The 24,043-nt window shown below is 74.4% G+C and carries 24 protein-coding genes and 1 tRNA gene; 10 read left to right on the top strand and 15 right to left on the bottom strand.

Features of this window, described 5'->3' with window-relative positions:
* The first annotated feature begins 112 nt into the window (after positions 1-112).
* Positions 113-592 (top strand): Asp23/Gls24 family envelope stress response protein, encoded by a 480-nt coding sequence (locus tag AD017_RS14470; RefSeq protein WP_010223897.1) that lies wholly within the window; start codon positions 113-115, stop codon positions 590-592.
* A complete protein-coding gene (locus tag AD017_RS14465) occupies positions 589-813 on the top strand; it encodes a hypothetical protein (RefSeq protein WP_227012749.1) in 225 nt (74 codons plus the stop codon). Before AD017_RS14470 ends, AD017_RS14465 begins: the two co-directional genes overlap by 4 nt.
* Before the next feature lie 75 nt (positions 814-888).
* Here the strand turns inward: AD017_RS14465 and AD017_RS14460 are convergent, their stop codons facing one another.
* Positions 889-1,734 (bottom strand): hypothetical protein, encoded by an 846-nt coding sequence (locus AD017_RS14460; protein ID WP_060574537.1) that lies wholly within the window; start codon positions 1,732-1,734, stop codon positions 889-891.
* 181 nt (positions 1,735-1,915) lie between these two features.
* Complete coding sequence (locus AD017_RS14455) at positions 1,916-2,476, bottom strand: hypothetical protein (protein WP_060574536.1); 561 nt, start codon at positions 2,474-2,476, stop codon at positions 1,916-1,918.
* Positions 2,477-2,597: 121 nt separating this feature from the next.
* On the opposite strand from AD017_RS14455, the gene AD017_RS14450 reads away from it, so the two are divergent.
* Positions 2,598-3,620: a GlxA family transcriptional regulator gene (locus tag AD017_RS14450; RefSeq protein ID WP_060574535.1), complete on the top strand. Its 1,023-nt coding sequence runs from the start codon at positions 2,598-2,600 to the stop codon at positions 3,618-3,620.
* Here the strand turns inward: AD017_RS14450 and AD017_RS14445 are convergent.
* Positions 3,584-4,546, bottom strand: a complete 963-nt coding sequence (locus AD017_RS14445; protein WP_060574534.1) for an aldo/keto reductase — start codon at positions 4,544-4,546, stop codon at positions 3,584-3,586. The genes AD017_RS14450 and AD017_RS14445 overlap by 37 nt on opposite strands.
* Positions 4,547-4,648: 102 nt before the next feature.
* On the opposite strand from AD017_RS14445, the gene AD017_RS14440 reads away from it, so the two are divergent.
* Positions 4,649-5,203, top strand: a complete 555-nt coding sequence (locus AD017_RS14440; protein ID WP_010223908.1) for a Chromate resistance protein ChrB — start codon at positions 4,649-4,651, stop codon at positions 5,201-5,203.
* Positions 5,200-7,713 carry a cation-transporting P-type ATPase gene (locus AD017_RS14435; protein ID WP_060574533.1) on the top strand — a complete coding sequence of 838 codons (2,514 nt, stop codon included), beginning with the start codon at positions 5,200-5,202 and terminating at the stop codon, positions 7,711-7,713. The genes AD017_RS14440 and AD017_RS14435 overlap by 4 nt, the downstream gene beginning before the upstream one ends.
* 87 nt (positions 7,714-7,800) lie before the next feature.
* Here AD017_RS14435 and AD017_RS14430 read toward each other — a convergent pair whose 3' ends face one another.
* From AD017_RS14430 to AD017_RS14420, 3 genes are all read right to left on the bottom strand, one after another.
* Positions 7,801-8,190, bottom strand: a complete 390-nt coding sequence (locus tag AD017_RS14430; RefSeq protein WP_060574532.1) for a hypothetical protein — start codon at positions 8,188-8,190, stop codon at positions 7,801-7,803.
* A 317-nt stretch (positions 8,191-8,507) separates the two neighbouring features.
* Complete coding sequence (locus AD017_RS14425; protein ID WP_010225344.1) at positions 8,508-8,852, bottom strand: hypothetical protein; 345 nt, start codon at positions 8,850-8,852, stop codon at positions 8,508-8,510.
* A 234-nt stretch (positions 8,853-9,086) separates the two neighbouring features.
* Entirely contained in the window at positions 9,087-9,758 is a 672-nt protein-coding gene (locus tag AD017_RS14420; RefSeq protein WP_060574531.1) for a hypothetical protein, read from the bottom strand.
* A 208-nt stretch (positions 9,759-9,966) separates the two neighbouring features.
* Between AD017_RS14420 and AD017_RS14415 the strand changes: the two genes are divergently transcribed.
* Positions 9,967-10,341, top strand: coding sequence for an ATP-binding protein (locus AD017_RS14415; protein WP_010225347.1), 375 nt, complete (start codon positions 9,967-9,969; stop codon positions 10,339-10,341).
* A 22-nt stretch (positions 10,342-10,363) separates the two neighbouring features.
* Here AD017_RS14415 and AD017_RS14410 read toward each other — a convergent pair whose 3' ends face one another.
* Positions 10,364-10,753, bottom strand: a complete 390-nt coding sequence (locus AD017_RS14410) for an ATP-binding protein (protein ID WP_060574530.1) — start codon at positions 10,751-10,753, stop codon at positions 10,364-10,366.
* Positions 10,754-10,980: 227 nt separating this feature from the next.
* Here AD017_RS14410 and AD017_RS14405 point away from each other — a divergent pair, with 227 nt between their 5' ends.
* A complete protein-coding gene (locus AD017_RS14405; RefSeq protein ID WP_010225351.1) occupies positions 10,981-12,027 on the top strand; it encodes an alcohol dehydrogenase catalytic domain-containing protein in 1,047 nt (348 codons plus the stop codon).
* Positions 12,028-12,073: 46 nt separating this feature from the next.
* Here AD017_RS14405 and AD017_RS14400 read toward each other — a convergent pair whose 3' ends face one another.
* Positions 12,074-12,781: a thioredoxin domain-containing protein gene (locus tag AD017_RS14400; RefSeq protein WP_082399250.1), complete on the bottom strand. Its 708-nt coding sequence runs from the start codon at positions 12,779-12,781 to the stop codon at positions 12,074-12,076.
* 74 nt (positions 12,782-12,855) lie between these two features.
* Entirely contained in the window at positions 12,856-13,233 is a 378-nt protein-coding gene (locus AD017_RS14395; protein ID WP_139323993.1) for a hypothetical protein, read from the bottom strand.
* Between the two features lie 112 nt (positions 13,234-13,345).
* On the opposite strand from AD017_RS14395, the gene AD017_RS14390 reads away from it, so the two are divergent.
* The 3 genes from AD017_RS14390 to AD017_RS14380 all read left to right on the top strand — a co-directional run bounded on the left by AD017_RS14390 (position 13,346) and on the right by AD017_RS14380 (position 16,907).
* Positions 13,346-13,747, top strand: a complete 402-nt coding sequence (locus AD017_RS14390) for a metalloregulator ArsR/SmtB family transcription factor (protein ID WP_082399249.1) — start codon at positions 13,346-13,348, stop codon at positions 13,745-13,747.
* Positions 13,740-15,770: a cation-translocating P-type ATPase gene (locus AD017_RS14385; protein WP_060576398.1), complete on the top strand. Its 2,031-nt coding sequence runs from the start codon at positions 13,740-13,742 to the stop codon at positions 15,768-15,770. The genes AD017_RS14390 and AD017_RS14385 overlap by 8 nt, the downstream gene beginning before the upstream one ends.
* Before the next feature lie 81 nt (positions 15,771-15,851).
* A complete protein-coding gene (locus AD017_RS14380; protein ID WP_060574529.1) occupies positions 15,852-16,907 on the top strand; it encodes a substrate-binding domain-containing protein in 1,056 nt (351 codons plus the stop codon).
* A 61-nt stretch (positions 16,908-16,968) separates the two neighbouring features.
* On the opposite strand, the gene AD017_RS14375 is transcribed toward AD017_RS14380, so the two are convergent.
* The 6 genes from AD017_RS14375 to AD017_RS14350 all read right to left on the bottom strand — a co-directional run bounded on the left by AD017_RS14375 (position 16,969) and on the right by AD017_RS14350 (position 23,983).
* A tRNA-Thr gene (locus tag AD017_RS14375) sits at positions 16,969-17,045 on the bottom strand.
* A 68-nt stretch (positions 17,046-17,113) separates the two neighbouring features.
* Positions 17,114-17,629, bottom strand: a complete 516-nt coding sequence (locus AD017_RS14370) for a 2'-5' RNA ligase family protein (RefSeq protein ID WP_010225394.1) — start codon at positions 17,627-17,629, stop codon at positions 17,114-17,116.
* A complete protein-coding gene (locus AD017_RS14365; RefSeq protein ID WP_010225396.1) occupies positions 17,622-18,773 on the bottom strand; it encodes a DNA polymerase III subunit delta' in 1,152 nt (383 codons plus the stop codon). Before AD017_RS14365 ends, AD017_RS14370 begins: the two co-directional genes overlap by 8 nt.
* Positions 18,770-20,731 (bottom strand): MFS transporter, encoded by a 1,962-nt coding sequence (locus AD017_RS14360; RefSeq protein WP_060574528.1) that lies wholly within the window; start codon positions 20,729-20,731, stop codon positions 18,770-18,772. Before AD017_RS14360 ends, AD017_RS14365 begins: the two co-directional genes overlap by 4 nt.
* Before the next feature lie 152 nt (positions 20,732-20,883).
* Positions 20,884-21,465, bottom strand: a complete 582-nt coding sequence (locus AD017_RS14355; protein WP_139316931.1) for a hypothetical protein — start codon at positions 21,463-21,465, stop codon at positions 20,884-20,886.
* A 103-nt stretch (positions 21,466-21,568) separates the two neighbouring features.
* The gene (locus AD017_RS14350) at positions 21,569-23,983 is read right to left on the bottom strand and encodes a penicillin-binding protein (protein ID WP_060574527.1); all 2,415 of its coding nucleotides are present in this window, start codon (positions 23,981-23,983) and stop codon (positions 21,569-21,571) included.
* Positions 23,984-24,043 lie beyond the last annotated feature (60 nt).

Raw genomic sequence — 24,043 nt, 5'->3', positions numbered from 1 at the left:
CCCACAGGTGTCGAACGGATCGGCGGGGCAGGACGGCGCGACCCCGGCCCCGCTCCGTCAGTCCACACCGGCCCGGCGGATCCCGGGCCCACGAAATGCGGAGGCGCACCCCATGAGCACCGGCACCGACACGAAGGCTCCCGCCACGACCGGCACCACCGGCACCCCGTCGGCGCTGCAGTCCGAGCACGGCAGCACCCGGATCGCCGAGACCGTCGTCTCGAAGATCGCCGGGCTGGCCGCGCGCGAGGTCAACGGCGTCCACGCCCTCGGCGGCGGCGCCGCACGCGCGTTCGGCGCGCTGCGTGAGCGCATCCCGGGCGGTACGACCAACGCCTCGCAGGGCGTGGCCGTCGAGGTCGGCGAGAAGCAGGCGGCCGTCGACATCAACATCGTCGTCGAGTACGGCGTCTCGATCGCCGACCTGGCGAAGGCCATCCGCCGCAACGTCATCACCGCCCTGGAGCGGATGACCGGCCTGGAGGTCGTCGAGGTCAACATCTCGGTCGACGACGTCCACCTGCCGACCGACGAGCCGGCCGAGGAGACCCAGCCGCCCAAGAAGATCGAGAACCCCGCCCGGGTGTCGTGAGCGGACCGGTGACACTCGGCGCCAACGCCCGGATCGGCCTGTTCGCGGGCCTGCTGCTCGCCATCGCCGGGATCGCCGGCGGGTTCGAGGGGTTCGTCGTCGCGCTGCTGCTCGGGGCGGCCGGGCTGCTCACCGGGCGCTGGCTCGACGGTGAGCGGGACCTCGCCGGACTCGTCGAGCGCTCCGGCCTCACCGGCCGCGGCTCCGACCGGGGGCGCTGACCCCGCACGACGACGGGCCCGGCCCCGGAGCGGCACATCGCCTCCTCCGGGGCCGGGCCCGTCGTGTGGGGTCGCTCAGCGGGAGCGGTCGACGAACGCGGTGCCCGCGATGCGCAGGCCGCTGCCCCCCGCCATCCGCATCAGCCCGGCCATCGCGATCACCAGACCGAACATCTCGCAGCTCTCCTCGGCCCCGGCGAGCACGGAGTAGCCGAAGGCCTGGACGTCACCGGTCTGCTCGAACAGCGCGCCACCGGCCGACTCGAGGCCGACCGAACCGAACAGGAACAGCGCCGCTCCCGCGATCACGATCCAGGCACCGGGGCGCCGCAGGATCATCGGCAGGCACAGCGCCGCGACGACCGCGACGGCCACCACGGCCGGGATGATCCAGGCGTAGGTCAGGAAACCGCTGGTGCCGAAGGTGGTGTGGATGATCCAGCCGACCTGCTCGTGGTTCGCGGCGGTCTCGTCCATCGCGACCACCGCGCAGCACACGCTGAGCAGGATCCACTTCCACCGCTCGCGGCGCACCGAGTTCGCGGCGATCAGCGCGAGGATGCCCGCGTTCACCAGGTGCATCGCCGAGCTGAGCCAGGTCGAGATGTTCAGCTCGTTGCCCAGCCGGATCGCCGCCGGGATCTCGAAGCCGGGCCGGCCGATCCCGTAGACCGCGGCCGCGAAGTGCGCGAACACGAGCACGACGGTGAGCCCACCGGCGACCTTCACGACGCTCGACGGGCGCAGCAGCGCCAGGTGCGGTGCCGCGGCCGGCGCCTCGGGTGCGGGTGACGGCTCGACCGGTGCGGGTGCCGCCGCGGACGCCGAGCCGGACCGCCCGACCCGCGGGATCACCTCGGTGGCCGGGTCGTCGTCGGCATTGCGTGACTGCTGACGGTCCAGGTGGTGCTGGGCGGTCATGTCCCCTCCTCTGCGCGGCCGGACCCCCCGATCCGGACGGATGCCCCGGCGGTCCTGGTCGGCCCCGACGAGAAGCAGAAGGCTACGGGTGGTCGTCGGGAGACCGACCGCCAGGTGGCTGGAAGGTAAACGATCGAACACCCCGTCGGAAACGGCCGCGCCGCTCGGCGTGTGCCACGGCTCAGCCGAAGGTCGCCCAGAGGACCAGTGCGGCGAGGACCGCGTCGAGCACCCCGCAGAACTCCGCCAGGGAGCGCGAGACCACCCGGCCGGTGCGGTGGTGCCACAGGTCCCACCCGGCGTGCCCGAGCAGTCCCGCCGCGACGATCAGGCCCGCGACCTGCGGCGACGCCGTCGACGCGGCGAACGCGAGCCCGCCGACCGCCGCCAGCACCCCGACCTGCAGCGGCATCCCGCCGGCGGGCCGGAGCGCACCCCGCACGAGCCCTGCGACGAGGAGGACCCCCGCCACCACGAGCATCGCCGGCACCGGTTCGACGCCCGGGACGAACCGGGACACCGCGATCACGACGAACGCGAGCCAGAACATCGGCCAGGCCGCGCCGGGCCGGCCGAGCGCCGCCGCGCCGAGATAGACGAACCCGGCCGCGACGAGGACCGGGGCCGCACCGTCGGCGGCGGCCGCACTCAGGACGGCGACGACGATCCCCGCCACGGCGGGCCAGCGATTCAGGAACCGCCGCGCGACGGAGCGGCCGGTGGACGTGGTCGTGGCACTCATGGGGACCTCCTCGGGTCGGATACCCCCAGGGGTAGCGCGGCCGGCGAGCTGGCGGCGGCGGCCCGGGCGATCCCGTCCGTTCCCCTGGGGTTCCGGTCCGGAACGACCTACTCTGCGCACCGTGGAGGAGCGTGCCGTGCTGGTCGTCGTCTACGACGGCGTCGAGCCGCTCGACGTCACCTCGGTGACGAGCACCCTGACCATGGCGAACCGGCACCGGGCGCGACCGCCGTACCGGGTCACGGTCGTCGGCCTCGACGGTCCGGCCGTGCCGTGCGACGGCGGGATCGAGCTCGTCGCACGGACCCGGCTGGCGGACTGGGACGGGCCGGTGGACACGGTCGTCGTCTCGGGCGGCACGGGACACACCGTCGCCGCCGGGGACCGGGCGGCCCTGCACCACCTGCGCCGGGTCGCCGGGACCGCGCGGCGGACGGCCAGCGTCTGCACCGGCGCGACACTGCTGGCCGCGGCGGGACTGCTGGACGACCGGACGGCCACGACCCACTGGCGGTTCGCCGCCGAGCTCGCCGCGCGGTTCCCGCGGGTCACCGTGGACCCCGACCCGATCTTCCTGCGCGACGGCGACGTCGCCACCTCCGGCGGGGTGACGTCGGCGCTGGACCTGACGCTGTCGTTCGTCGAGGAGGACCACGGGTCCGAGCTGGCTCGGCGGGTGTCCCGCGAGCTGGTCACCTACCTGCAACGCCCCGGCGACCAGGCCCAGGCGAGCATGTTCACCTCGGCCCCGCGGACCGACGACGCGCTGGTCCGCGGCCTCCTGGAGCACGCCACCGCACACCCCGCCGACGACCTCGGCGCCGGAGCGCTCGCCGATCGCGCCGGGGTGAGCACCCGCCAGCTGAACCGGCTGTTCGCCGCCGGGCTCGGCGACTCCCCGGCCCGGGTCGTCCGCCGGATCCGGGTCGAGGCGGCGGCCCAGCTGCTCGCCACCACCGACCTGCCGCTGTCACAGGTCGCCCGTCGCTCGGGGCTCGGGTCGGCCGAGACCCTGCGGACCGCCTTCACCGACCGGTACGGACTCTCCCCGTCACGGTTCCGGGCGACCCGGCGGCGGCAGGCACCGCCCGGTCAGGCACCGTCCGATCAGGACCAGGGGCGCGCGGAGCGGGTCGCCCAGTAGCTCTCCGGCTCCTCGGCGAGCGCGGCCAGCTCCTCCTCCGCGCCGGGTGGCAGCGTCGCGAGTGCACCGGCCACGTTGGACTCCAGCTGGGCCGTCCCGACCGGTCCGAGCAGCACCCGGGTCGCCCACGGGTTCGCCAGCGCCGCGGCCACGGCGAGCCGGTCCAGCGGGACGCCGGCGCGGTCGGCGAGCGCCGCGGCCGCCCGTGCGCCCGGAGTGCCGTCGTCCCCCCCGGGGGCCAGGCGTCCGTTCGCGAAGACCTCCTTGAGCAGCACGACCGCGCCGGCGTCGGCGGCCTCGGCGAGCGCGGGCCCGGCCGACGGCTCGAGCGGGTTCCAGGTCGACTGGAACGAGGTGAACAGCGGCTCCCCGTCGACCCGGACGTCGAGGGCCCGCCGGACCGCCTCGCCCTGCGCCGGTCCCGAGGTGGAGATCCCGACCCGGACGCCCGCGTCGCGCAGGTGCGCGAGCGCGCGGTGCACGCGGGTGTCGTCGAGGACGCCGGTGTCCAGCGTCGCCGAGTGCACGTGGTAGACGCCGAGCCGGTCGCCGAGCAGCTCGTGGGTCTGCGCGTACTGCTCGGTGAACGCGTCGAGCGAGTGGTCCTTGATCTCGTGCTTCTCCGCGTCCATCCGCCAGCCGCCGACGTAGCGGTACCCCCATTTCGACCCGATCTCGACGTCGTCGATCTCCGGGTGGCCGGCGAGCCAGCCGGCCAGGAACTCCTCACCGAGGCCGTAGGAGCGCGCGACGTCGAGGTAGCGGATGCCCGCGGCGTACCCCGCGTCGAGCAGCTCGTGGGTGCGGGCGCGCAGGGTGGCGACGTCGCGGTCGTCGCCGAGACCGGACGCGCGGCCGGACGTGATGTAGGCGGGGCGGGCGATCGCGGCGAGGCCCAGGCCGAGCCGGGACACGGGTCGGGACATGGGGACAGCGTGCCCGCCCGCGCGTCCGGGCGCGCACACGGGAGCCGGCCCGGACGAAACACCTGTTGCATTGATCTTGACGTGGTCCGTAGCGTCTCGGACATGCCGACCGAGGGCTGGGTCCTCCTGCTCGCCCAGTTGCCAGCGTCCCCGTCGAGCCCACGGGTGACGCTCTGGCGGCGGGCCCGGGCCGCGGGCGCCGTCGGCCTGCAGAACGGCGCGTGGGTGCTGCCCGCCACCGACGAGCACCGCGAGTTCGTGGAGCGGCTCGCCGGTTACGTGCGCGAGCACGGGGGCACGGCCTACACCCTGCACGCCGCGGCCCACGAGGACGACGGCATCGTCGCCCGGTTCCGGGCCGAGCGCGCCAAGGAGTTCGCCGAGTTCGCCGAGCGCGGGAACGCGCTGCTGGCCGAGCTCGAGAAGGAGACCCGCAAGGACAACTTCTCCTTCGCCGAGCTGGAGGAGAACGAGCAGGACCTCGACCGGCTCACCGGGTGGATCGCCAAGATCGGCGCCCGCGACTTCTTCCCGGACGAGCACCTCAAGGAGGCCGAGTCCCTCCTCGACCGCTGCCGCCGGGCGCTCGACGCCTTCACCGCGGGCGTCTACCGGGCCGAGGGTGTCGCGCCCGACCTGCCGCCGCGGCCGGAATGAACCCGCACACCGCGACCGGGGCGACGGTCGCGGGCGACCTCGGCACCGACCCCGCCTCCGGACTGACCGCGGCGGAGGCCGCCGCCCGGCTCGTCCGGCACGGCCCGAACCGGCGGGTCGCCCCGCGCCGGGTGACGTTCCTGAACGTCCTCGCGGACGAGATCACCGAGCCGATGATGCTGCTCCTGGCCACCGTCGCCGTGCTCTACGGCGTCTGGGGCCGGGTCGAGGACACGGTCGCGATCGTCGTGATCATCTCCGCGGTCGTTCTGGTCGAGGTGTTCGCCGAGTTCCGCGCGAAGTCGGTGATCGCCGCGCTGGGCACGCTGACCGCGCCGACCACGCCGGTCGTGCGGGACGGGCGGACGGTGTCGGTCCCCACCGAGGAGGTCGTGCCCGGCGACGTCGTCCCGCTGGCCACCGGCGCCCGGGTGCCCGCCGACCTGCGGCTCACCGAGACCTGGGGCCTGCGGATCGACGAGTCCGCACTGACCGGCGAGTCCGTCACCGCGACGAAGGACGCGACCCGGATCGTCGACGGCGACGCCGATCTCGGCGACCGGGCGAACCTCGCCTTCGCCGGGACGACCGTCGCCGCCGGCCGTGGCCGTGGCGTCGTCGTCGCCACCGGGACCGGGACCGAGCTGGGCCGGATCACCGGCCTCGTGGTCGCCGCGAAACCACCCCGCACCGCGCTGCAGCAGGCCATGCGGGAGCTGTCGAAGGCCCTCGCCACGCTCGCGATCGGGTTCAGCGTCCTCGTCCCGCTCGTCGGGGTGCTCACCGGGCAGCCCTGGCGGGAGATGGTGCTCACCGGGCTGACGCTCGCGTTCGCGACCGTCCCCGAGGAACTGCCGATCATCATCAGCCTGGTCCTGGGTCTCGGCGCCTACCGCCTGTCCCGCCGGCGTGGGCTCGTCCGGCGGCTGCGGGCGGCCGAGGCGCTGGGCACGGTCACGGTGATCGCGACCGACAAGACGGGGACGCTGACCGAGAACCGGATGACGGTCGCGCGGACCGTGCCGGTCGACGTCTCCTCCGACGAGCTCGTCGCCCTCGGCGCCGTCTGCACCGATGCCGTGCCCGAGCGGGGCGGCGGCTGGTCCGGCGACCCGACCGACGTCGCGTTCCTGGTCGCCGCCGAGGCCCGCGGCCTCGAACTGCCCGGCGACCCGGTCCGGCGGTTCGCGTTCGACGCGGCCCGGGAGTCGATGACGGTCGTGCTCCCCGACGGCCTGGTGGTCACCACCGGGTCACCGGAGTCGGTGCTCGCCCGGTGCCTCCCGGAGTACTCGGCGCTGCTCGACCGGGCGGAGCGGATGGCCGCCGGCGGCCTCCGGGTGATCGCGGTGGCGACCCGGCGGGTGTCGACGCTCCCGGACGACGCCGAGGAGGCGGAACGCGATCTCGTCCCGGCCGGGCTCGTCGGGCTGGCCGACCCGCCGCGGGCCGGCGCCGCCGGCTCCGTCGCCGCCGCCCGGCGCGCCGGGATCCGGGTCGTGATGGTGACCGGCGACCATCCGGCGTGCGCCCGCGCCGTCGCCGCCGAGGTCGGCATCGACACCGCGACGCTGCTGACCGGGCGCGACCTCGACCGGCTCGACGACGAGGCCCTCGCCGACGCCGCCGCCCGGACCTCGATCTACGCCCGGGTGACGCCCTCCCACAAGCTGCGCCTGGTCGAGGCACTGCAGGCCCGTGACCAGGTCGTCGCCGTGACCGGCGACGGCGTCAACGACGCCCCGGCGCTGGCCCGCGCGGACGTCGGGGTCGCGATGGGCGCCTCCGGTACCGACGTCGCCCGCGACGCCGCGGACCTCGTCCTGGCCGACGACGACGCGGCCACCCTCACCCGGGCGCTGCGCGAGGGCCGCACGCTGCACGACAACCTGCGCAAGGGCGTGCGGTACTACCTGGCCTGCAAGGCCGGCCTGGTGGCGACGGCGGCCGCGGGGGTGGCTGCGGGGTTCGCGGTCCCCTTCGCCCCGATCCAGATCGTGGTGCTCGAGATGTTCATGGACATCGCGGGCAGCGCCACGTTCGCCGCGGAACCCGCGGAACGCGACTCGATGGACCGGAAGCCGCGCGACCCGGCCGCACGCTTCCTCGACCGGCCGCTGGTCACCGACCTCCTGACCGGCGGGGCCTCGCTGTTCGTCGCCGTCGGCGGGCTGTACCTGGTGGCCTCGTTCGCCGGTGCGGCGACGGCGACCGCGCAGACCCTGGCCTTCGTCGGCTGGCTCTCCGGCTACCTCGCGCTGGCCTGGGTGATGCGGACCGAACGCACCCCGCTGCTGCGGGCCGGGCTGCTGTCCAACCGGTTCCTCCCGGTGTGGACGGTGGTCACGGCCGTCGCCGCCGTCGTGATCATGACGGTGCCCCTGCTGCGCGACACGCTCCGGCTGGTTCCCCTCACCGGCCCGCAGTGGACGGCCGCGGTGCTGGTGCCGGTCGTCGCGGTGTCCTGGATCGAGGTACGCAAGACGTTCCGGGCGCGCGCAGCGGCGTGACCACCCGGGCGACCGGCCCGGGACATGCGAGTGCCCCCGGGACCGCACTGTCCCGGGGGCACGTCGGCGAAGCTCGCCGGGGCGTGATCAGCCGATCGAGTCGCCCGAGCCGGAGGCCTGGCCGCAGCTGTCGGACTGGTCGGTCGCCGAGTCGCCGGACTTGGTCTTGGCGTCGCCCGCGATGCCCAGGGCACCGGTCAGGCCGTTCAGCAGCGCGCCGTCCTCGACCGGCACCTGCGCGCCCAGGACGTTGACCGGGATGTTGTTGTTGCAGATCTGGATCGGCACGTTGACGTTGTTGCCGCTCAGACCCGAGACGAGACCCTTCGAGTCCTTGTCGATCACACCGCCGTCGTGGCCTTGGTGCTTGGCGTCCTTGCTGCTGTCACCGGCGTAGTCACCGGCGAAGGCCAGCGGGGAGACGGCGAGCAGGGAGGCGGCGGACGCCGCGACGATGATTCCGGCCTTCTTCAGCACAGTTCTTCTCCTGATGAGTCTCGGAGTCCGTGCGAAGACGGCCCCGGCTACCTGCCGGCACGCTGACAAAAGGGGGGAGCCCGTACCGGCTACGAGTGAATCTAGCTACCGCCAATGATCAGCACAATTTGTCTGCCACCATCGTGCGAGCACTATTACTTTCCGTCCGGTTACTGCGACGATCGGGTCGTCCTGCTCCGGACGAAACACCCCGGGCTCGCCCGGGAACTACACAGGGTCACAGGGCCGGAGTGACCCCCGGCACACGTACGCCCCCGGGACCGAGGTCCCGGGGGCGTACGAGAGATCCGGGAGGATCAGCCGCCGATGGCGTCGCCGGCGCCCGACTCCTGCCCGCAGGTGTCGGACTGGTCGGTGGCCGAGTCGCCCGACTTGGCCTCGCCCTCGCCCGCGATGCCGGCGCCGCCGGTGAGGCCGTTGCCGCCGGCCGCGTCCTCGACCGGGACCTGGACGCCCAGCACGTTGACCGGCACGTTGTTGTTGCAGGCCTCGACCGGCACGTTGCCGTTGTTGCCGTTGGCGCCCGAGACGAGGCCCTTGGCGTCCTTGTCGATCTCGCCGCCGGCGAAGGCCAGCGGGGACAGCGCGAGCAGGCCCGCGACGGAGGACGCGGCGAGGATGCCAGCCTTCTTCTTCAGCACAGTTCTTCTCCTGATGATTGCAGGGCCGTTCGACCCCAGGCTCCTGCCGGCACGCTGACAAATGGGGGAGCCCGTACCGGCTGCAAAGAACGTAACCGTCGGAAACGTGCTGTTCAAACCGTGCAACACCATCGAGGGTGCACATTACTTTCCGTATGGTTACTCACCTTTTCGGTGCGGATCGCCGAACCCCGCACCTGCACGCGACGGGCGGCAGCCGTCGCGGAGCCGTCATCAGAAGTTCGTCCACAGTGTCTCGACATCGAGCACCCGGTTCCGGCGCAGGGTGAGCGTCCGTTCCACCGCGGCGAGCGCGCCAGCGAGGAGAAGCCCGGTGTTGAGCCAGTACGGGAGGTGCACCGGCGAGGTGAAGGTCCCGACCAGCTCGGCGACCCGGTCGATGCCGGTCACCAGCTCCAGCGCCTGCGGGACGGCGAGGACGAGGTTGACGACGAGGACGGCGATCGCCACCCGCCCGATACCCCGGCTGAGCCGCGGGTTGCGGTGGTGCAGGCGGCCGCGCAGGTGCTCGAGGGTGCCGGGCACCGGCGCGAGCCGCTGTTCCGTCCCGTCGTGGCCGACGAAATGGACGCGTCCCATCCCGTAGAGCGAGACCTCGACCTCGACCACCCCGCCGTGGACGGGGAACGACGCCGGCGACTCGGCCTCCGCCGCGCGCCGGCCGTCGACGTACAGCACCGGGGACCCGTCGCCCTCGCCGGCGTCGACCTCGACGGTGTACCGGACCGTGCCGCCGTACGGGCCGGGCCGGGCGATCTCGTACAGCATCCGGTGCAGCACGTCGCGCCGACGGACCGGACGCAGTCCCTCCCCGCGCGCGGGGCCGGCGCCCCAGCCGTCGCCGGCCGGGTGCAGCGGACGGTCGTACGGCTCGAACGCGGTCATCGCGCCTCCCGGGTGCGGCTCGCAGGGTCGGTCACGCTCCAGGAAAGACCGTGCCGTCGCGGCACGGTCAAGCCCTTCACCACGAGGACCGGTCCTCCCCGCTCCGCGCTGCCGATCGGTGCCGGGGCGGGGAGACTGGTCCCGTCGGCGCACGACGAACGGACGGGCGGCATCGTCCTGCGCCCGAGCCGACGGACAGAGGAGCGACGTGGCCGAACCGGGCGCCTCGGCGGCCTCGCTCCGCAGGCAGGGGTGCGAGGTCACCGAGCTGCCCGCCGTCCGGCGCTGGCTGCGCCGGCGGCTCCCGGACCGCGGGCGTGCGACCGACGCCGAGCTCGTCGTCACCGAGCTGGTCGCGAACGCGGCCGACCACGGCGGCGGCGCCAGCGGTCTGCGCATCACCGTGTCCGAACAGGACGGTGTCCACATCGAGGTCGACGACGGCGACCCGTCGGCGATGCTCACCGTCGGGCACTCCCGGCTGGGCGGCTACCGCGGCAAGGGCCTCGCCATCATCGACGCCGTCGCCTCCTGGGGCGTCGTCCGGACCCGGACGGGGAAGACCGTCTGGGCCGAACTCTGAACGCCGTCACCGCGGACGGCGCTCAGGCGGCGAGGCGGGCCCAGACCGTCTTGCCGTCGGGGTGCGGCGCACAGCCCCAGCTCTCCGACAGGCCGTCGACCAGTTGCAGTCCCCGTCCGCGAGGTGCCGTGGTGTCCACCGCGCGGATCACCGGGGCCCCGGCGGACCGGTCCCGGACGGCGACGGACAGGACGTGCCCGATCAGTTCCACGACCAGGTCACAGCGCGTACGGGCGTGGTCGACGACGTTCGCGACGAGCTCCTCGACGACGACGAGCGCGTCGTCGACGACGTCGGGGCCGAGGTCCCATCGGGACAGCGCCCCGCGCAGCTCGCGGCGCACCAGGCAGGTGCTCTCCTCGGACGGCACGCACACCCTCCGGCGCAGCCGCTGTTCCACGCTCCGGGTCATCCCCGCACCCCCTCCGACGACCTCGGAACCCGGGTTCCCCACCGCCGCGACACGGAAACGCCGGGGCGGTACCCACAGGCGGACGTGCCGGCCGGGTCCGATCCGCCGATCGACGGGTCGCCGGGCCGGGCCCGCGGAGCGGTACCGGTGACCGTCGCGCCCCGGGACCCTCGGGTGGGCCGACGCGGTCGGCCGTCACGCGAGCCTGCGAACAACGGAGTGAGCAGATGAAGGCACTCGTCTACCACGGTCCCGGCAAGAAGTCCTGGGAGGACGTCCCGGACCCGACCGTCCAGGACCCCACCGACGTCGTCGTGAAGGTCGACACCACCACGATCTGCGGGACCGACCTGCACATCCTGCAGGGCGACGTCCCGGCCGTCACCGACGGTCGCGTCCTCGGCCACGAGGCCGTCGGGACCGTCACCGCGGTCGGCGACGCGGTCTCCGGGTTCGCGGTCGGCGACCGCGTCCTCGTCCCCGCGATCACCCAGTGCGGACGCTGCGAGTACTGCCGGCGCAGCATGCCCTCGCACTGCCGGACCGTCGGCGGCATCGGCTGGATCTTCGGCCATCTCATCGACGGCACCCAGGCCGAGTACGTCCGCGTCCCCTTCGCCGACACCTCCCTGCACGCCGTGCCGGAGGGTGTCACCGACGAGCAGGCGATCTTCCTCGCCGACTCGCTCCCGACCGGCTACGAGGTCGGCGTGCTCGCGGGCCGGGTCCGGCCCGGGCACACCGTCGCGGTCGTCGGCGCCGGCGCGGTGGGGCTGTCGGCGGTCCTGACCACCGGCCTGTGGGGCGCGTCGAAGGTCATCGCCGTCGACTCGGACAAGTTCCGGCTGGAGAAGGCGCTCGAGTTCGGCGCGACCGACGCCGTCGACGTCGGCCCGGGGACCGTCGGCGACGTCACCGCGCTGACCGACGGGCTCGGTGTCGACGTCGCGATCGAGGCCGTCGGCTACCCGGAGACCCTGCTGACCGCGGCGTCGCTCGTCCGTCCCGGCGGGACGATCGCCAACATCGGCGTGCACGGCGCCCCGGTCGAGCTGCCGATGCAGGACATGTGGATCTCGAACGTCACCCTCACCATGGGCCTGGTCGACACCGTGTCGATCCCGACGCTCCTGACGATGGTGGCGAGCGGCCGGATCCCGGCCGAGAAGATGGGGACGCACTCGTTCACGTTCGACCGGATGGACGAGGCGTACGACGTGTTCGCGAACGCGGCCGCCCACCAGGCGCTCAAGGTCGTGATCACGCCGGGCTGAGCCGGCCGGGCCCGGCAGCGTCGTCGCGGCTGCCGGGCCCGCACCGTCAGCCGGCCAGTGCCTCGTCGAGCGCCGTCCGGAGGTCGTCGAGCGACCGCGGTTCGAGCATCCGGCCGTTCACGAAGAACGTCGGCGTGCCGCGGACGCCGAGGGCGAGACCGTCCCGGCGGTCCGCCTCGACCCGCTCCGCGGTGGCCGGGTCGGTGTAGTCGGCGTCGTAGCGGCCCATGTCCAGACCGATCCGCTCGGCGTAGCCGCGGAACCGGTCGTCCATCGGCACCTGCTGCTCGCCCCACTCGGTCTGGGTCTCGAACATGAGCGCGTACATCGCCTCGTGCCTGCCCTGCCGGGCCGCGGCCTCCACGGCCCGGGCGGCGCGCTCGGCGTTGGCGTGACTCGGCACCGGGAAGTACCGGAGGACGACGTCGACCCGGTCGCCGTACTCGGCGCGCAGCTGCTCGACCGCCGGGTACGCGGCGCGGCAGGCCTCGCACTCGAAGTCGAGGAACTCGACGAGATCGACGGTGGAACCGGGCGCGGTCGACAGCCGGAGGCTGTCCTCCCGGGTGGCGACGGCGGCCGCCTCGGCCTCGGCCTCGGCCTCGGTGCCGGCCGAGCTGCCGCGGGTCACGGCGAGCAGGACGCCGACCGCGACGACGAAGACGGCGACGAGGACCAGCGAGAACCTCAGGTTGGACGGCCCGCCGGGCCTCGGCGCGGCAGGGGTGGATCGGGTGCGGATGGTCGGAGACACGGAATGCCCTTTCGGGGCTCGGCGGCGCGCGGGCCGCGGACGATCGGACGACACGGACGGGACGCTCGGTCCGGTCAGTTCCGATCGACGCAGAGCACCGTCACGGGTTCGCGCACCGCGAGGAGCTCGACCGGCCCGGACGGCCGGACGGGCACCACGGGGGGTTCCGCACGCGCGGGGGCGGGGCACAGCGGCAGCACGGCCGCCGGCGCCCGCGGGGTGTCGAGGGCCCGGACCGTGGAGTCGTCGGTGCCGTGGTCACCGGTCGGGCCGTGCTGGCAGGGATGGTCCTCCGTGCACCCGGCGTGCCCGGCCGGGTGTTGCTCCACGACCGCCACCGGGACCGCACCGGTCCCGTGACAGGCCACGAGCGGGCCGAGCACGACGTGGGCGAACAGGGCCGGCAGGACGACGACGAGGGCCGGTCCGGGGCGGTACGTGGGTCGACGCACGGTGCCCGTCACCCTCCCGCGGTCGCGTCCTGTGCGGGCCGACCCTGGCGACCGCCGCTCCACCACCGCGGCATGCCTGTAGAAACATCCGTACGAGTATTAGTATGTCCGCGTGACCGAGGTCGACACCTGCGAGCTCCTGTGCCTGGACCTGCCGCACGCCGAGCGGATCCGGACCGCGCTGCCCGGGCTCGCCGCGCTCGAACCCGTCGCCGGGCTGGCCCGCGGGCTCGGTGACCCGACCCGGCTCCGTGTGGCGCGGGCCCTGCTGGCCGGCGACGAGCTCTGCGTGTGCGACACCGCGTGGATCGTCGGGTCCTCGCAGGCCCTGGTCTCGCACCACCTGCGTCGGCTCCGCACGGCCGGGATCGTCACCTCCCGCAAGGACGGCCGCATGGTCATGTACCGGCTCACCGGCCGCGGCCGGGCCCTGCTGTCGGTCCTGTTCGACACCGACGCCGGCACCGACGCCGGCACGGGCACCGGGCTGCCGTCCGGAGCGGGTCATGGCTGACGCGTGCTGCGACCCCGGGCCGGACGACGAGGCGCCCGCCCGCCTCCGGGACGTCCGGGAGCTGCGACCGGCCGCGGTGGCGGCGGCGCTGCTGGTCGTCGCGCTGCTCGTGGGCCCGGTCCTCGACGGCCCTGCGCCCCTGGTCACCGGCATCGAGCTCCTCGCCGCCGTGGTCGCCGCGTCGACGTTCGTCCCCGGCGCGCTGGGCGCCCTGCGCCACGGCCGGATCGGCGTCGGCACCCTGATGACGATCGCGGCGGTCGGCGCCGTCCTCCTCGGCCGGATCACCGAGGCCGCGCTGCTCGGGATCCTGTTCTCGATCGCCGAGGGCCTCGAGCACCACGCCGTGGCGCGGACCCGGCGCGGGCTGCGCGCGCTGCTCGCACTCGTCCCGCCGACCGCGTCCGTGCTGCGGGACGGACGCGAGGTCACCGTCGCGCCCGGCGACCTCGTCGTCGGCGACGTCCTGGTCCTGCGCCCTGGCGAGCGGGCCGCGACCGACGGCGTCGTCCGGGCCGGGCGCACCAGCCTCGACACCTCGGCCGTCACCGGCGAGTCCGTGCCGGTCGAGGCCGGGCCCGGCGACGTCCTGCACGCCGGGACGATCAACGGTGGCGGCGCGGTCGAGGTCGACGTGACCGCGCCGGCGTCGGACAGCTCGCTGGCCCGGATCGTGCACGTCGTCGAGGAGGCACAGGAGCGCCGCGGCTCCGGCCAGCGCCTCGCCGACCGGATCGCCCGGCCCCTCGTGCCGGGCATCATGGTGCTCGCCGCCCTGGTCGCGGCGGCCGGTTCACTGCTGGGGGACCCGGCGCTGTGGATCGAGCGGGCGCTGGTGGTGCTCGTCGCCGCGTCGCCGTGCGCGCTGGCGATCTCGGTGCCGATGACCGTCGTCGCCGCGATCGGCGCCGCCGGCAGGCAGGGCGCACTGGTCAAGGGCGGCGCCGCGCTGGAGGAGCTCGGCCGGATCCGCGCGATCGCCCTCGACAAGACCGGCACGCTGACCCGGAACGAGCCCGAGGTCGTCGACGTCCTCGCCGTGCCCGGCGGGGACCGCGCCGACGTGCTCGCCTGCGCCGCCGCGCTGGAGTCCCGCAGCGAGCACCCGCTGGCCCGCGCGATCCTCGGCGCCGCGGGCGGACCGGACCGGCCGGTCACCGTGCGCCCCGCCGATGACGTCACCGCCGTCGCCGGTCACGGACTCACCGGCACCCGGGACGGGATCGCACTGCGGCTCGGCAGGCCCGGCTGGATCGGACCGGGCCCGCTGGCCGACGACGTCGACCGCCTGGAGGGCGAGGGCGCCACCGTCGTGCTGGTGGAACGCGGCGGGACGCTGCTCGGCGCCGTCGCGGTCCGCGACGAGCTCCGCGACGAGGCACCCGAGGCCGTCCGCCGGCTCCGTGACCTCGGCATCGAGGTCGCGATGCTCACCGGCGACAACCGGCGCACCGCGGACACCCTCGCCCGGCGGGCCGGCATCAGTACCGTGCACGCCGAGCTGCGGCCGGAGGACAAGGCCGCCCTGCTGCCCGTCCTCGCGGGCGGGCGGCGCATCGCGATGGTCGGCGACGGCGTCAACGACGCCCCGGCACTCGCCACCGCGGACGTCGGCATCGCGATGGGCGCGATGGGGACCGACGTCGCGATCGAGACCGCCGACGTCGCGCTCATGGGGGAGGACCTGCGGCACCTCCCGCAGAACCTCGCGCACGCCCGGCGGGCCCGCCGGATCATGCTGCAGAACGTCGGCCTCTCGTTGCTGATCATCGGCGGGCTCGTCCCGCTCGCGGCCGTCGGCGTGCTCGGCCTGGCCGCCGTCGTCGTCGTGCACGAGGCCGCCGAGGTCCTGGTGATCCTCAACGCCGTCCGGGCCACCCGGACGACCGCGCTGCCCGGGCTCACCGTGACGCCGCGCGTCGACGGCCCGCACCACGTCACGGTCGCGCCGGGACCCGGCCCGGCCGACCCCTGCTGCTCCCCGGAGCCGGGGTCCCGCCGTGAGGGACCGGCCCGTCACTGACCCTCCGGGGAATGCCCACTCGCACGAGCAGGTTGATGTGACCGTGCACACGTCGAACCGGCGCGCGGTCACGGACACACCGTGAACCGCGAGAGCCTCCGGGTGGCCGTCGTGGTCCCGCTGCGGGGACCGTCGGCGATCTACGGACCGTCGTGCGTCCTGTGTGCCCGGCTGGCCGCCGAGGAGCTGAACGCCGGACGCGGCGTGCTCGGCCGGCAGGTGGAGCTCCGCATCGTCGACGGCGGCGGCCCGCCGCGGCAGGTGGCGGCCGAGATCGACCGCCTCGTCGTGGCAGGCGAGGTGGACGCGGTGGTCGGCTGGCACCTCTCGGTGGTCCGGCAGCACCTCACCCGGGCGACGGAGGGGCGCGTGCCCTACGTCTACACCGCCCTCTACGAGGGCGGCGAGACGACGCCCGGGGTGTTCGCCATCGGTGAGACACCCGCGATCCAGCTCCTGCCCGCCCTCGACTGGATGGCCGGCGAGATCGACGTCCGCCGCTGGTTCGTCGTCGGCGACGACTACGTGTGGCCCCGCCGGTCGACCGCCCTCGTCCGGCGGTTCCTCGAACATCGCCGCGACCTCGGCATCGACGGTGAGCGGTTCGTCGCGCTGGGGACCTCGGACTACGGGGAGGTCCTGCGGGAGATCGAGAGCAGCGGCTGCGACGGGGTGCTGCTCTTCCTGGTCGGCGACGACGCCGTCCACTTCCACCGGCAGTTCGCCGCACGTGGCCTCGAGGACCAGTGCGCCCGTTTCTCCACGCTCATGGACGAGTCGATGCTCCGGGCGATCGGCTCGCCCGCCACCCGGGACGTCTTCGCCTCGGCCGGCTACTTCGAGGCCCTCCCCACCGCCGAGAGCCTCCGGTTCGGCGCGCGCTACGTCGGCCGCTTCGGCCCGGAGGCGCCGGCCCCGGGTGCACCCGGCGAGTCCTGCTACGAGGGCGTGCGGATGCTGGCCGCGCTGGTCGAGGAGACCGGCACCTGCGACGTCGGCGCACTCTGCGCGACGGCGGAGGCCTTCACCTACCACGGCCCGCGGGGAACCGTGGCGGTCGAGCGGTCGCGCGCCCGGCAACGCATCTACCTGGCGACGACCGACGGCACCGACTACGACGTCCTCGCCGCCCTCTGATCCCGGCGGGCGTGCACCCGGCATGCGAAAGCCCCCGGTAGCGGCGCTACCAGGGGCTTCGTGGAGCCGCCTGCGGGAATCGAACCCGCGACCTACGCATTACGAGTGCGTCGCTCTGGCCGTCTGAGCTAAGGCGGCGTGGTGCGGAACCAGTGTAGCGATCGCCCCGAGCCCCTCGTGCAGCACCCACCGGCGCCCGCGGACGGTCACCGGCCGAACGCGAACCGCGGTCCCGGCTCCCAGGGGCCCCCGTCGTAGCGCCACAGCGCGAGCCCGGTGACCGTCGCCTCCCACGGGACGAACCCGGCGGCGAGGTCGTCGTGCAGCGCGCGGGCGACGGCCGGATCGACCTTGTTCTGGACGGTCACGTGGAGGTCGGACTTCCCGGCGTCCTGCCGGGTCAGCCGCTCCGCCCAGCGCGACGCCAGGTCGCGCCGCAGGGCGAGCAGCTCCGGACTGTCCACCGTGTACGCGACACCGCGGCCGAGCAGGCGCAGGCCGGACACCCGGGCGGTGACGGGCTCCCGCTGCGCGGCGGCGGCGACGTCGTCGGTCACGGCGGTGGCCGTGTCGGCGGGCAGCGCGTGGAACAGCGTCAGGTGCGCGGCGAGGTGGTTGCGCTCCGGCGGGAAGTGCCGGGCCCGCAGGTCGTCGAGGTGACGCCGGCTGGGCTCGTCGAGCAGGGCGGTCAGGACGAGCGGCCGGTCGTCGCGGTCAGCCACGGTGCAGGGCCGTCATCATCGCCTCGACCGCGATCCGCGGTTTCACGTTCTGCTCGAGCGCGTCCCGGCAGGCCAGCACCGCCTCCAGCCTGCGCAGCGACGACTCCGGCCCCCACTCGGCGGCCGCGACACGGATCTCGCGGTCGCGGTCGGGGTTCGCCAGCGGGACCTGCGCGCCGGACGCGGCCACGATCGCGTCCCGGTAGAACCCGGCGAGGTCCACCAGCGCCCGGTCGAGGGCGTCGCGCTGCGTCCGGGTGGCCCGGCTCTTCTGCCGCTTCTCCAGGTCGCGCTCCGCGGCCTTCGCCGACCGGGCGGCCGACGCGGCGCCCTTCCCGGTGCCGCCGGCGCCCATCGCGACGGCGAGCTCCTCCCGCTCGGCCTCGTCGCGCGAGGCACGCAGCTCCTCGGCCTCGCCCTCGGCCGACCGGATCAGCACGTCGGCGTGGAAGAACGCGTCGCCCAGCCGCCGCAGCCGGGTCGGCACGGCGAGGATCTCCTCCCGCCGGGACCTGGCCTGGGGGTCGCGGGCGAGGCGGCGGGCGCGGCCGACGTGCCCGCCGCACACCGACGCCGCCCACTGCGCCTGCTCGGGCTCGATCCCGTCGCGGTCCCGCAGGACACCGGCGACCGCCTCGGCGGACGGGCTGCGCAGCTGCACCGGGCGGCAGCGGGAGCGGATCGTGACCGGGACGTCCTCGGGGTGGTCGGACGGCGCGCAGAGCAGCCACACCGTCTCGGGAGCCGGTTCCTCGACCGCCTTGAGCAGCGCGTTCGACGCGCCCTCGGTGAGCCGGTCGGCGTCGGCGATGATCACGATCTGCCAGGTGCCGGTGGCCGGGCGGCGGGCCGCGAGCTGGACCAGGGCCCGCATCTCGTCGACCTTGATCGACAAGCCCTCGGGGTTGATCTCCCGCACGTCGGAGTGGGTCCCGGCCAGCGTCGTCCGGCAGGCCGCGCACTCGCCGCAGCCGTCGTAGGGGCACTGCAGGGCGGCCGCGAACGCCCGCGCCGCGTTCGACCGGCCGGACCCGGGCGGGCCGGTGAACAGCCAGGCGTGCGTCATCGCCGACGGGTCGGCGGCCGCCGCACCCAGCTCGGCGACGGCGGCGGGCTGGCCCACGACGTCGGCCCAGACGCTCACGGCGCCCCCTCCGTGATCCCCGCCTCCGGCAGCAACGGCAGCACCCCGTCGAGGACGCGGGCGGCCACGTCGTCCTCGGTACCCGCGGCGTCGACGACGACCGAGCGCTGGGGTCCGTGGGCGGTCACCGTCCTCGCGAGCAGGCGCTGCACGCGGGCGTGCTCGGCACCCGCCACACCGGGCTCCGGCCCGGTCTCGGGCGCGCGGTCCAGCAGCACCGAGACGTCCGGGCGCAGCCCACCGGTGGCCCAGCGCGCCAGGTCCTCGAGCTCGCCGTCGTCCGGGCCGGCGCCGATCTGCTCGGCCGCGACGCCGAACCGGGCCAGCGGGCTGGCCATGAACCGGTCCACGACGACGACGGCGCCCCCGTCGAGCGCCGGCCGGACGACGCGCTCCACCAGGTCCGCCCGGACGGCCGCGGCCGCGAGCGCCCGGGCACGCAGTCCCTCGAGATCGGCCTCGCGGGTCGCGGCGGCCCAGCGCGTCGCGTCCTGCTCGCCGGGGCCGGGATCGACGACCCGGTGCCCGCGCTCGCGCAACGCGTCGGCGAGCCGGCGGGCCTGGGTGACCGTCTCCTCGGGCGTCGCACCCTCGACGGCGACGAGCAGCCCCGTCCCGGTCCGCCGGTCGCCGGACCGCAGGGCCGCGACCAGGTCCCGGACCAGCGGCTCGAACCCGCGGTCGTCCATCTGCCGGTAGGCGACGGTGCCGACGACCGCGGCGACGATCCCGCCGCCCGCCAGCACGAACCGCGTGCCGTCGACGACGAACGCGGCGCCACCGATCTCGACCGTCCGGGTCGCGACGACCCCGACCACGATCGGCACGAGCGACATCGACCCGAGCAGCACCAGCCGCACCAGGGACTGGACGAAGGCGTTGATCCGGCCGCGGACCGCGTCGGCGACCTGGGTGCCGATGATCGTGAGGCCGGTGAGGAAGGCGATCCCGGCGAACCCCCCGACGAGCATCACCGCGGCGATCGCCATGAACAGGTGCACCGCGACGGCGACGACGACCAGCGACGCCCCGGCCGCGACGATCGCGGTGCCGAACAGCCGGTTGTGCGGCAGGCGACGGGCCAGCCGCGGCCCGATCCCCATGCCGATCGCGAGCCCGCCGAAGACGGCGACGAACAGCACCGAGTACGCGGCGTCGCCACCGCCGAGGCTGGCCGCGTAGAGCTTCGCGGTCGCGATCACGGCGCCGCCCGCGGTGAAGGCGCCGACGATGCCGATCACCAGCCCGCGGACCAGCGGGGTGTCGACGACGAAGCGGAACCCGTCGCGCAGCAGGAACAGCATCGACGGCGGCGCAGCGCGGCGGTCCGCGGCGGACGGCCGCCCGGAGATCTCCCGGACCCGGAAGAACACGACCAGCGCCGAGATCAGGAAGGCGAACGAGTTGACGAACAGCGCGACGTGGACGGCCGCTACCGGGTCCGCGTCGATCAGCGGGGCGACCTTGCTGACCAGCGCGAACAGCCCGGCACCGCCGACGACCGCGACCCCGTAGGTCACGATCAGCCCCAGCTGCGCGGCCGCCTCCATCTGGTCGGGGCGGCGCAGGAGGTTCGGGACCGCGGCGTCCTTCGCGGGGATCCAGAACATCGTGCACAGCTCGATGAGCAGGGTGACCAGCAGCAGCCACCACAGCGACCCGACGAACGGGATCGACGCCAGCAGCGCGAACTTCAGCAGGTCGCAGGTGACCATCACCTTGCGCCGGTCGAAGCGGTCGGCGAGCACGCCGGCGAGCGGCCCGAACAGCAGCGACGGGACCAGCTTCGTCGCGACGACGCCGCCGAGCGCGAAGCTCTGCGCCGTGTACCCGGCCTGCGCGGTGAGGTGGGTCGCGAGCGACGTGAGCGCGAGCAGCGACATCCACTCGCCGGTCGAGGTCAGGATCGTGACCGACCAGAGGCGGCGGAACGCGGGGATCGCCAGCACCGACGACACGCGGTGCGCGGTGGAGGCCGGCTGCGGCGACTCGGGGGACGCGATCGCGGCTCACCTCCTGACGTGCCCGGCCGGACGGCGTGCACCGGACGGCCCGTCCGGGTCCCAGGGTAGTCGGGCGGTCCGACATCCCTCGGACGGGAGCGACGGCCTCAGACGATCGTCGACAGCGTCTGGACGAGGATCACCAGGAAGACGGCCACGAAGAACAGCGTGAACACCCGCGCGCCGGTGCGGCCACGGGTGAGCCGGGAGAAGCCGATCAGGCCGGGGTCCAGGTCCACCGGGGGACGCGCGGAGACCGCGGGCGGCCGGTACACCGGGCCGTCGATCCTGCTCGTGGACGGGCGCGGGCGCCGCGGGGCGGGGAGTCCCGGGACCGGGCCGGCCGGGGCGCGGCGGGGTGCGGGCGGGGACGGTGTCCGGGACGGCGGGGGATCGGGCGGGCCCGCCGGGCGACGCGGGCCGGGGACGGGATCCCGGGCGGTCGCCCCGGACCCCGCGGTGCCCGTCCCGGTCTCCTCCGGTTCCGCGGTCTCCGCCGGCTCTCCGGCGGTTCCGGGCTCTGCCGCATCCGCTCCCCCCTCGGGGGCCACGGCCTCCGGCACCGCCGTCCCGGCGCGCTCCCGGGCGAGCCGGGACGCCTCCCGTTCCGCGACGAGCCGCGCCACGCCCCAGCGCCCGTCGTCGGCGGGGCCGGGCGCGGTACGCCTGCTCCTCCACCGCACGGCCATGCCCGCATGCTAGGCCCGGACCAGCGCATTCGTCTCGGTACGACACCGGACACGGCCCGGCACACCTCGGCCGGGTGACGGACCGGACCGCCCGGATCCGGGGTCAGCCGCCGTCGGGCGGCGGGCCGCCCTCACCGCCACCGTCGCCGCCGTTCGGGTCGCCGTTCGGCGGCTGCCCCTCGTTCGGGGGCGGCGGCCCGCTCGGCCGGCCCGGCGGCGGAGGCGGCGCCGGCACGCTGCCGCTGCTGACCTGCAGCGTCACCTGTTCACCCGGCAGCGCCGCGCCCCGCGGCTCCTGCCCGACGACGGTCCCCTCCGGCGCCCGGTTGTCCACGGTGCGGCTCGTGACCTGCCAGCCCTGGCCCTCCAGCTCGCCCCGGGCCCCGTCGATCGACCGCCCGACGACGTCCGGGATCCGCGACTCGGCCCCGCCGTCGAGGTAGCGCGGGTCGGTCGGGGGCAACGGCGTCGGCGGTGTCCCCGCCAGGAGTGGCGTCACGGCGCCGTACCAGGTCCGGGCGGGCGTCTTGCCACCGAAGATGTTGCCGTTGCCGCAGGCGAACGGGGCGCCGCCGCCGTCGCACAGCGGTCGCGGCGAGTTCGAGTTGTCGAAGGTGATGACCGCGCCGGCCATCTCCGGCACCGCGCCCATGAACGCCGCCGACTTGTGCTGCTGGGTCGTCCCGGTCTTGCCCGCCATCGGCCGGTTCCAGCCCGCCGCGCGGGCGGCCGCGGCCGAGGTGCCGCTGATGTCGTCCTTGCTCATCCCCGTCACCAAAGTGTTGGCCAGGGCGGGATCGACGGCCTGCTGGCACGGCTCCTCGGTGATCGGCACGTTCTCGCCGTTCGCGTCGGTGATCGTGTCGATCGGCGTCGGCGGGCACCACTTGCCCTGCGAGAACAGGGTGGCGCCGACGTTCGCCAGCTCCAGCACCGACGTCGGCGTCACGCCGAGCGTGAACGACGCCAGCTTCTGTTCCTTGATCACCTCGGCGATCGAGCGGTCGGTGCGCTCACCGCTGCCCGGGTCGACGAACGGCGTCGTCGCCAGCGACTTCATCCCGAGCCGGACCGCCATGTCCACGACGTCCGGGACGCCGGTGAACTCCTCCAGCTTGATGAACGCGGTGTTCGGCGACTGCGCCAGCGCGTCGGTCATGCTCATCCGCGGGGGCAGTCCCTCGCTGGCGTTGCCGACCGGGATCGGGCGCCCGCTGCCGTCGACGTAGATCGGCGACGCGTAGCCCGACGGCGGCACCTGCATCGAGTAGTTGATGCCGAGGCCCTTCTCCAGGGCCGTGGCCGCCGTGAACATCTTGTACGTCGATCCGGCACCCAGGTTGACCGGCTGGTACGGCAGGCCGTAGCTGGTCTCCTCGGCGTCGGCGTCCAGCCCGAACGTCCGGCTCGATCCCATCGCCAGCACGCGGTGCTGGTCCTGGCCGGGCTGCACCAGCGACATCACGTTGGCGACGTTCGGGGTGTCCGGGGCGACCTCCTTGTCCAGCGAGCGCTTGACCTCCGTCATGGCGCGCCGGTCCAGGGTGGTCTTGATCGTGTAGCCGCCCCGGGTGATCTGCTCCTCGGAGAAGCCGGCCTCGGTGAGGTACTGGACGACGTACTTGCAGAAGAAGCCCATGTCACCGGCACCGTTGCAGCCGTTCGGCACCCGGACCAGCGGGTTCGCGACGCCGAGCGGCGAGGCCGTTGCCTGCTTCGCCTGGGCGTCGTCGATCATCCCCTGCTGGCGCATCTGCTCGATGACCAGGTTGCGCCGCTGGAGCGCGGTGTCCGGGTTCCGGACCGGGTCGAACCGGGTGGTCGACTGGACCATGCCGGCGAGCATCGCCGCCTGCGGGACCGTCAGCTTGTCCGGTGTGGTGTTGAAGTACGTCCGCGCGCCGGCCGCGACCCCGTAGGAGCCGTTCCCGTAGAAGACGATGTTGAGGTAGCGGTTGAGGATGTCGTCCTTGGACAGCTGGCGCTCCAGCTGCAGCGCGACCCGGGCCTCCTTCAGCTTCCGGGCCGCCGTCTGCTCGGTCGCCTTCAGCCGCTCCGCCTCGGTCCGGGCGTCCACGTAGAGCATGTAGTTCTTCACGTACTGCTGGGTCAGCGTCGAGGCACCCTGCACGACGTCGCCCGAGGTCGAGTTCGCCACGACCGCGCGCAACGTGCCCTGCCAGTCCACGCCCTGGTGGTCGTAGAACCGGCGGTCCTCGATCGCCAGCGTCGCCGCCTTCATGGCCGGCGAGATCTGCTCGTTCCCGACCTCGGTGCGGTTCTGGTCGAAGAGGTACGCGAGCGGGCGGCCCTCGGAGTCGGTGACGGTCGTCGTCAGCGGGGCCGGGTTGTTCACCAGGTCCACCGAACTGGACGTGACGCTGTCCCCGGCCGCGTTGGACAGCACGCCGATGCCGCCGGCCAGCGGGAACGCCATTCCCGCAGTGACCACACCGAGCAGGACGCACAGGCCCGCGAGGACGCCGAGCGGGCGGAGCAGGCGGCGGGGGAACCTCACGAGGACCAACCCTACGACGCCGGAGGTCAGGAATCCGTCAGGTCGGCGTCCCCCGGGTTG

This window comes from Pseudonocardia sp. EC080619-01 (genome assembly GCF_001420995.1).
Classification (GTDB): domain Bacteria; phylum Actinomycetota; class Actinomycetes; order Mycobacteriales; family Pseudonocardiaceae; genus Pseudonocardia.
The sequence above is the reverse complement of the archived record's forward strand: the minus strand, read 5'-3'. Positions and strand labels throughout refer to the sequence as shown.

What these genes read in the sequence shown, in the direction of transcription:
- AD017_RS14470 (WP_010223897.1), top strand. Translation starts at nt 113, where the DNA reads ATGAGCACCGGCACCGACACGAAGGCTCCCGCCACGACCGGCACCACC.
- AD017_RS14460 (WP_060574537.1), bottom strand. Translation starts at nt 1,734, where the DNA reads ATGACCGCCCAGCACCACCTGGACCGTCAGCAGTCACGCAATGCCGAC.
- AD017_RS14455 (WP_060574536.1), bottom strand. Translation starts at nt 2,476, where the DNA reads ATGAGTGCCACGACCACGTCCACCGGCCGCTCCGTCGCGCGGCGGTTC.
- AD017_RS14445 (WP_060574534.1), bottom strand. Translation starts at nt 4,546, where the DNA reads ATGTCCCGACCCGTGTCCCGGCTCGGCCTGGGCCTCGCCGCGATCGCC.
- AD017_RS14440 (WP_010223908.1), top strand. Translation starts at nt 4,649, where the DNA reads ATGCCGACCGAGGGCTGGGTCCTCCTGCTCGCCCAGTTGCCAGCGTCC.
- AD017_RS14435 (WP_060574533.1), top strand. Translation starts at nt 5,200, where the DNA reads ATGAACCCGCACACCGCGACCGGGGCGACGGTCGCGGGCGACCTCGGC.
- AD017_RS14420 (WP_060574531.1), bottom strand. Translation starts at nt 9,758, where the DNA reads ATGACCGCGTTCGAGCCGTACGACCGTCCGCTGCACCCGGCCGGCGAC.
- AD017_RS14410 (WP_060574530.1), bottom strand. Translation starts at nt 10,753, where the DNA reads ATGACCCGGAGCGTGGAACAGCGGCTGCGCCGGAGGGTGTGCGTGCCG.
- AD017_RS14405 (WP_010225351.1), top strand. Translation starts at nt 10,981, where the DNA reads ATGAAGGCACTCGTCTACCACGGTCCCGGCAAGAAGTCCTGGGAGGAC.
- AD017_RS14385 (WP_060576398.1), top strand. Translation starts at nt 13,740, where the DNA reads ATGGCTGACGCGTGCTGCGACCCCGGGCCGGACGACGAGGCGCCCGCC.
- AD017_RS14355 (WP_139316931.1), bottom strand. Translation starts at nt 21,465, where the DNA reads ATGGCCGTGCGGTGGAGGAGCAGGCGTACCGCGCCCGGCCCCGCCGAC.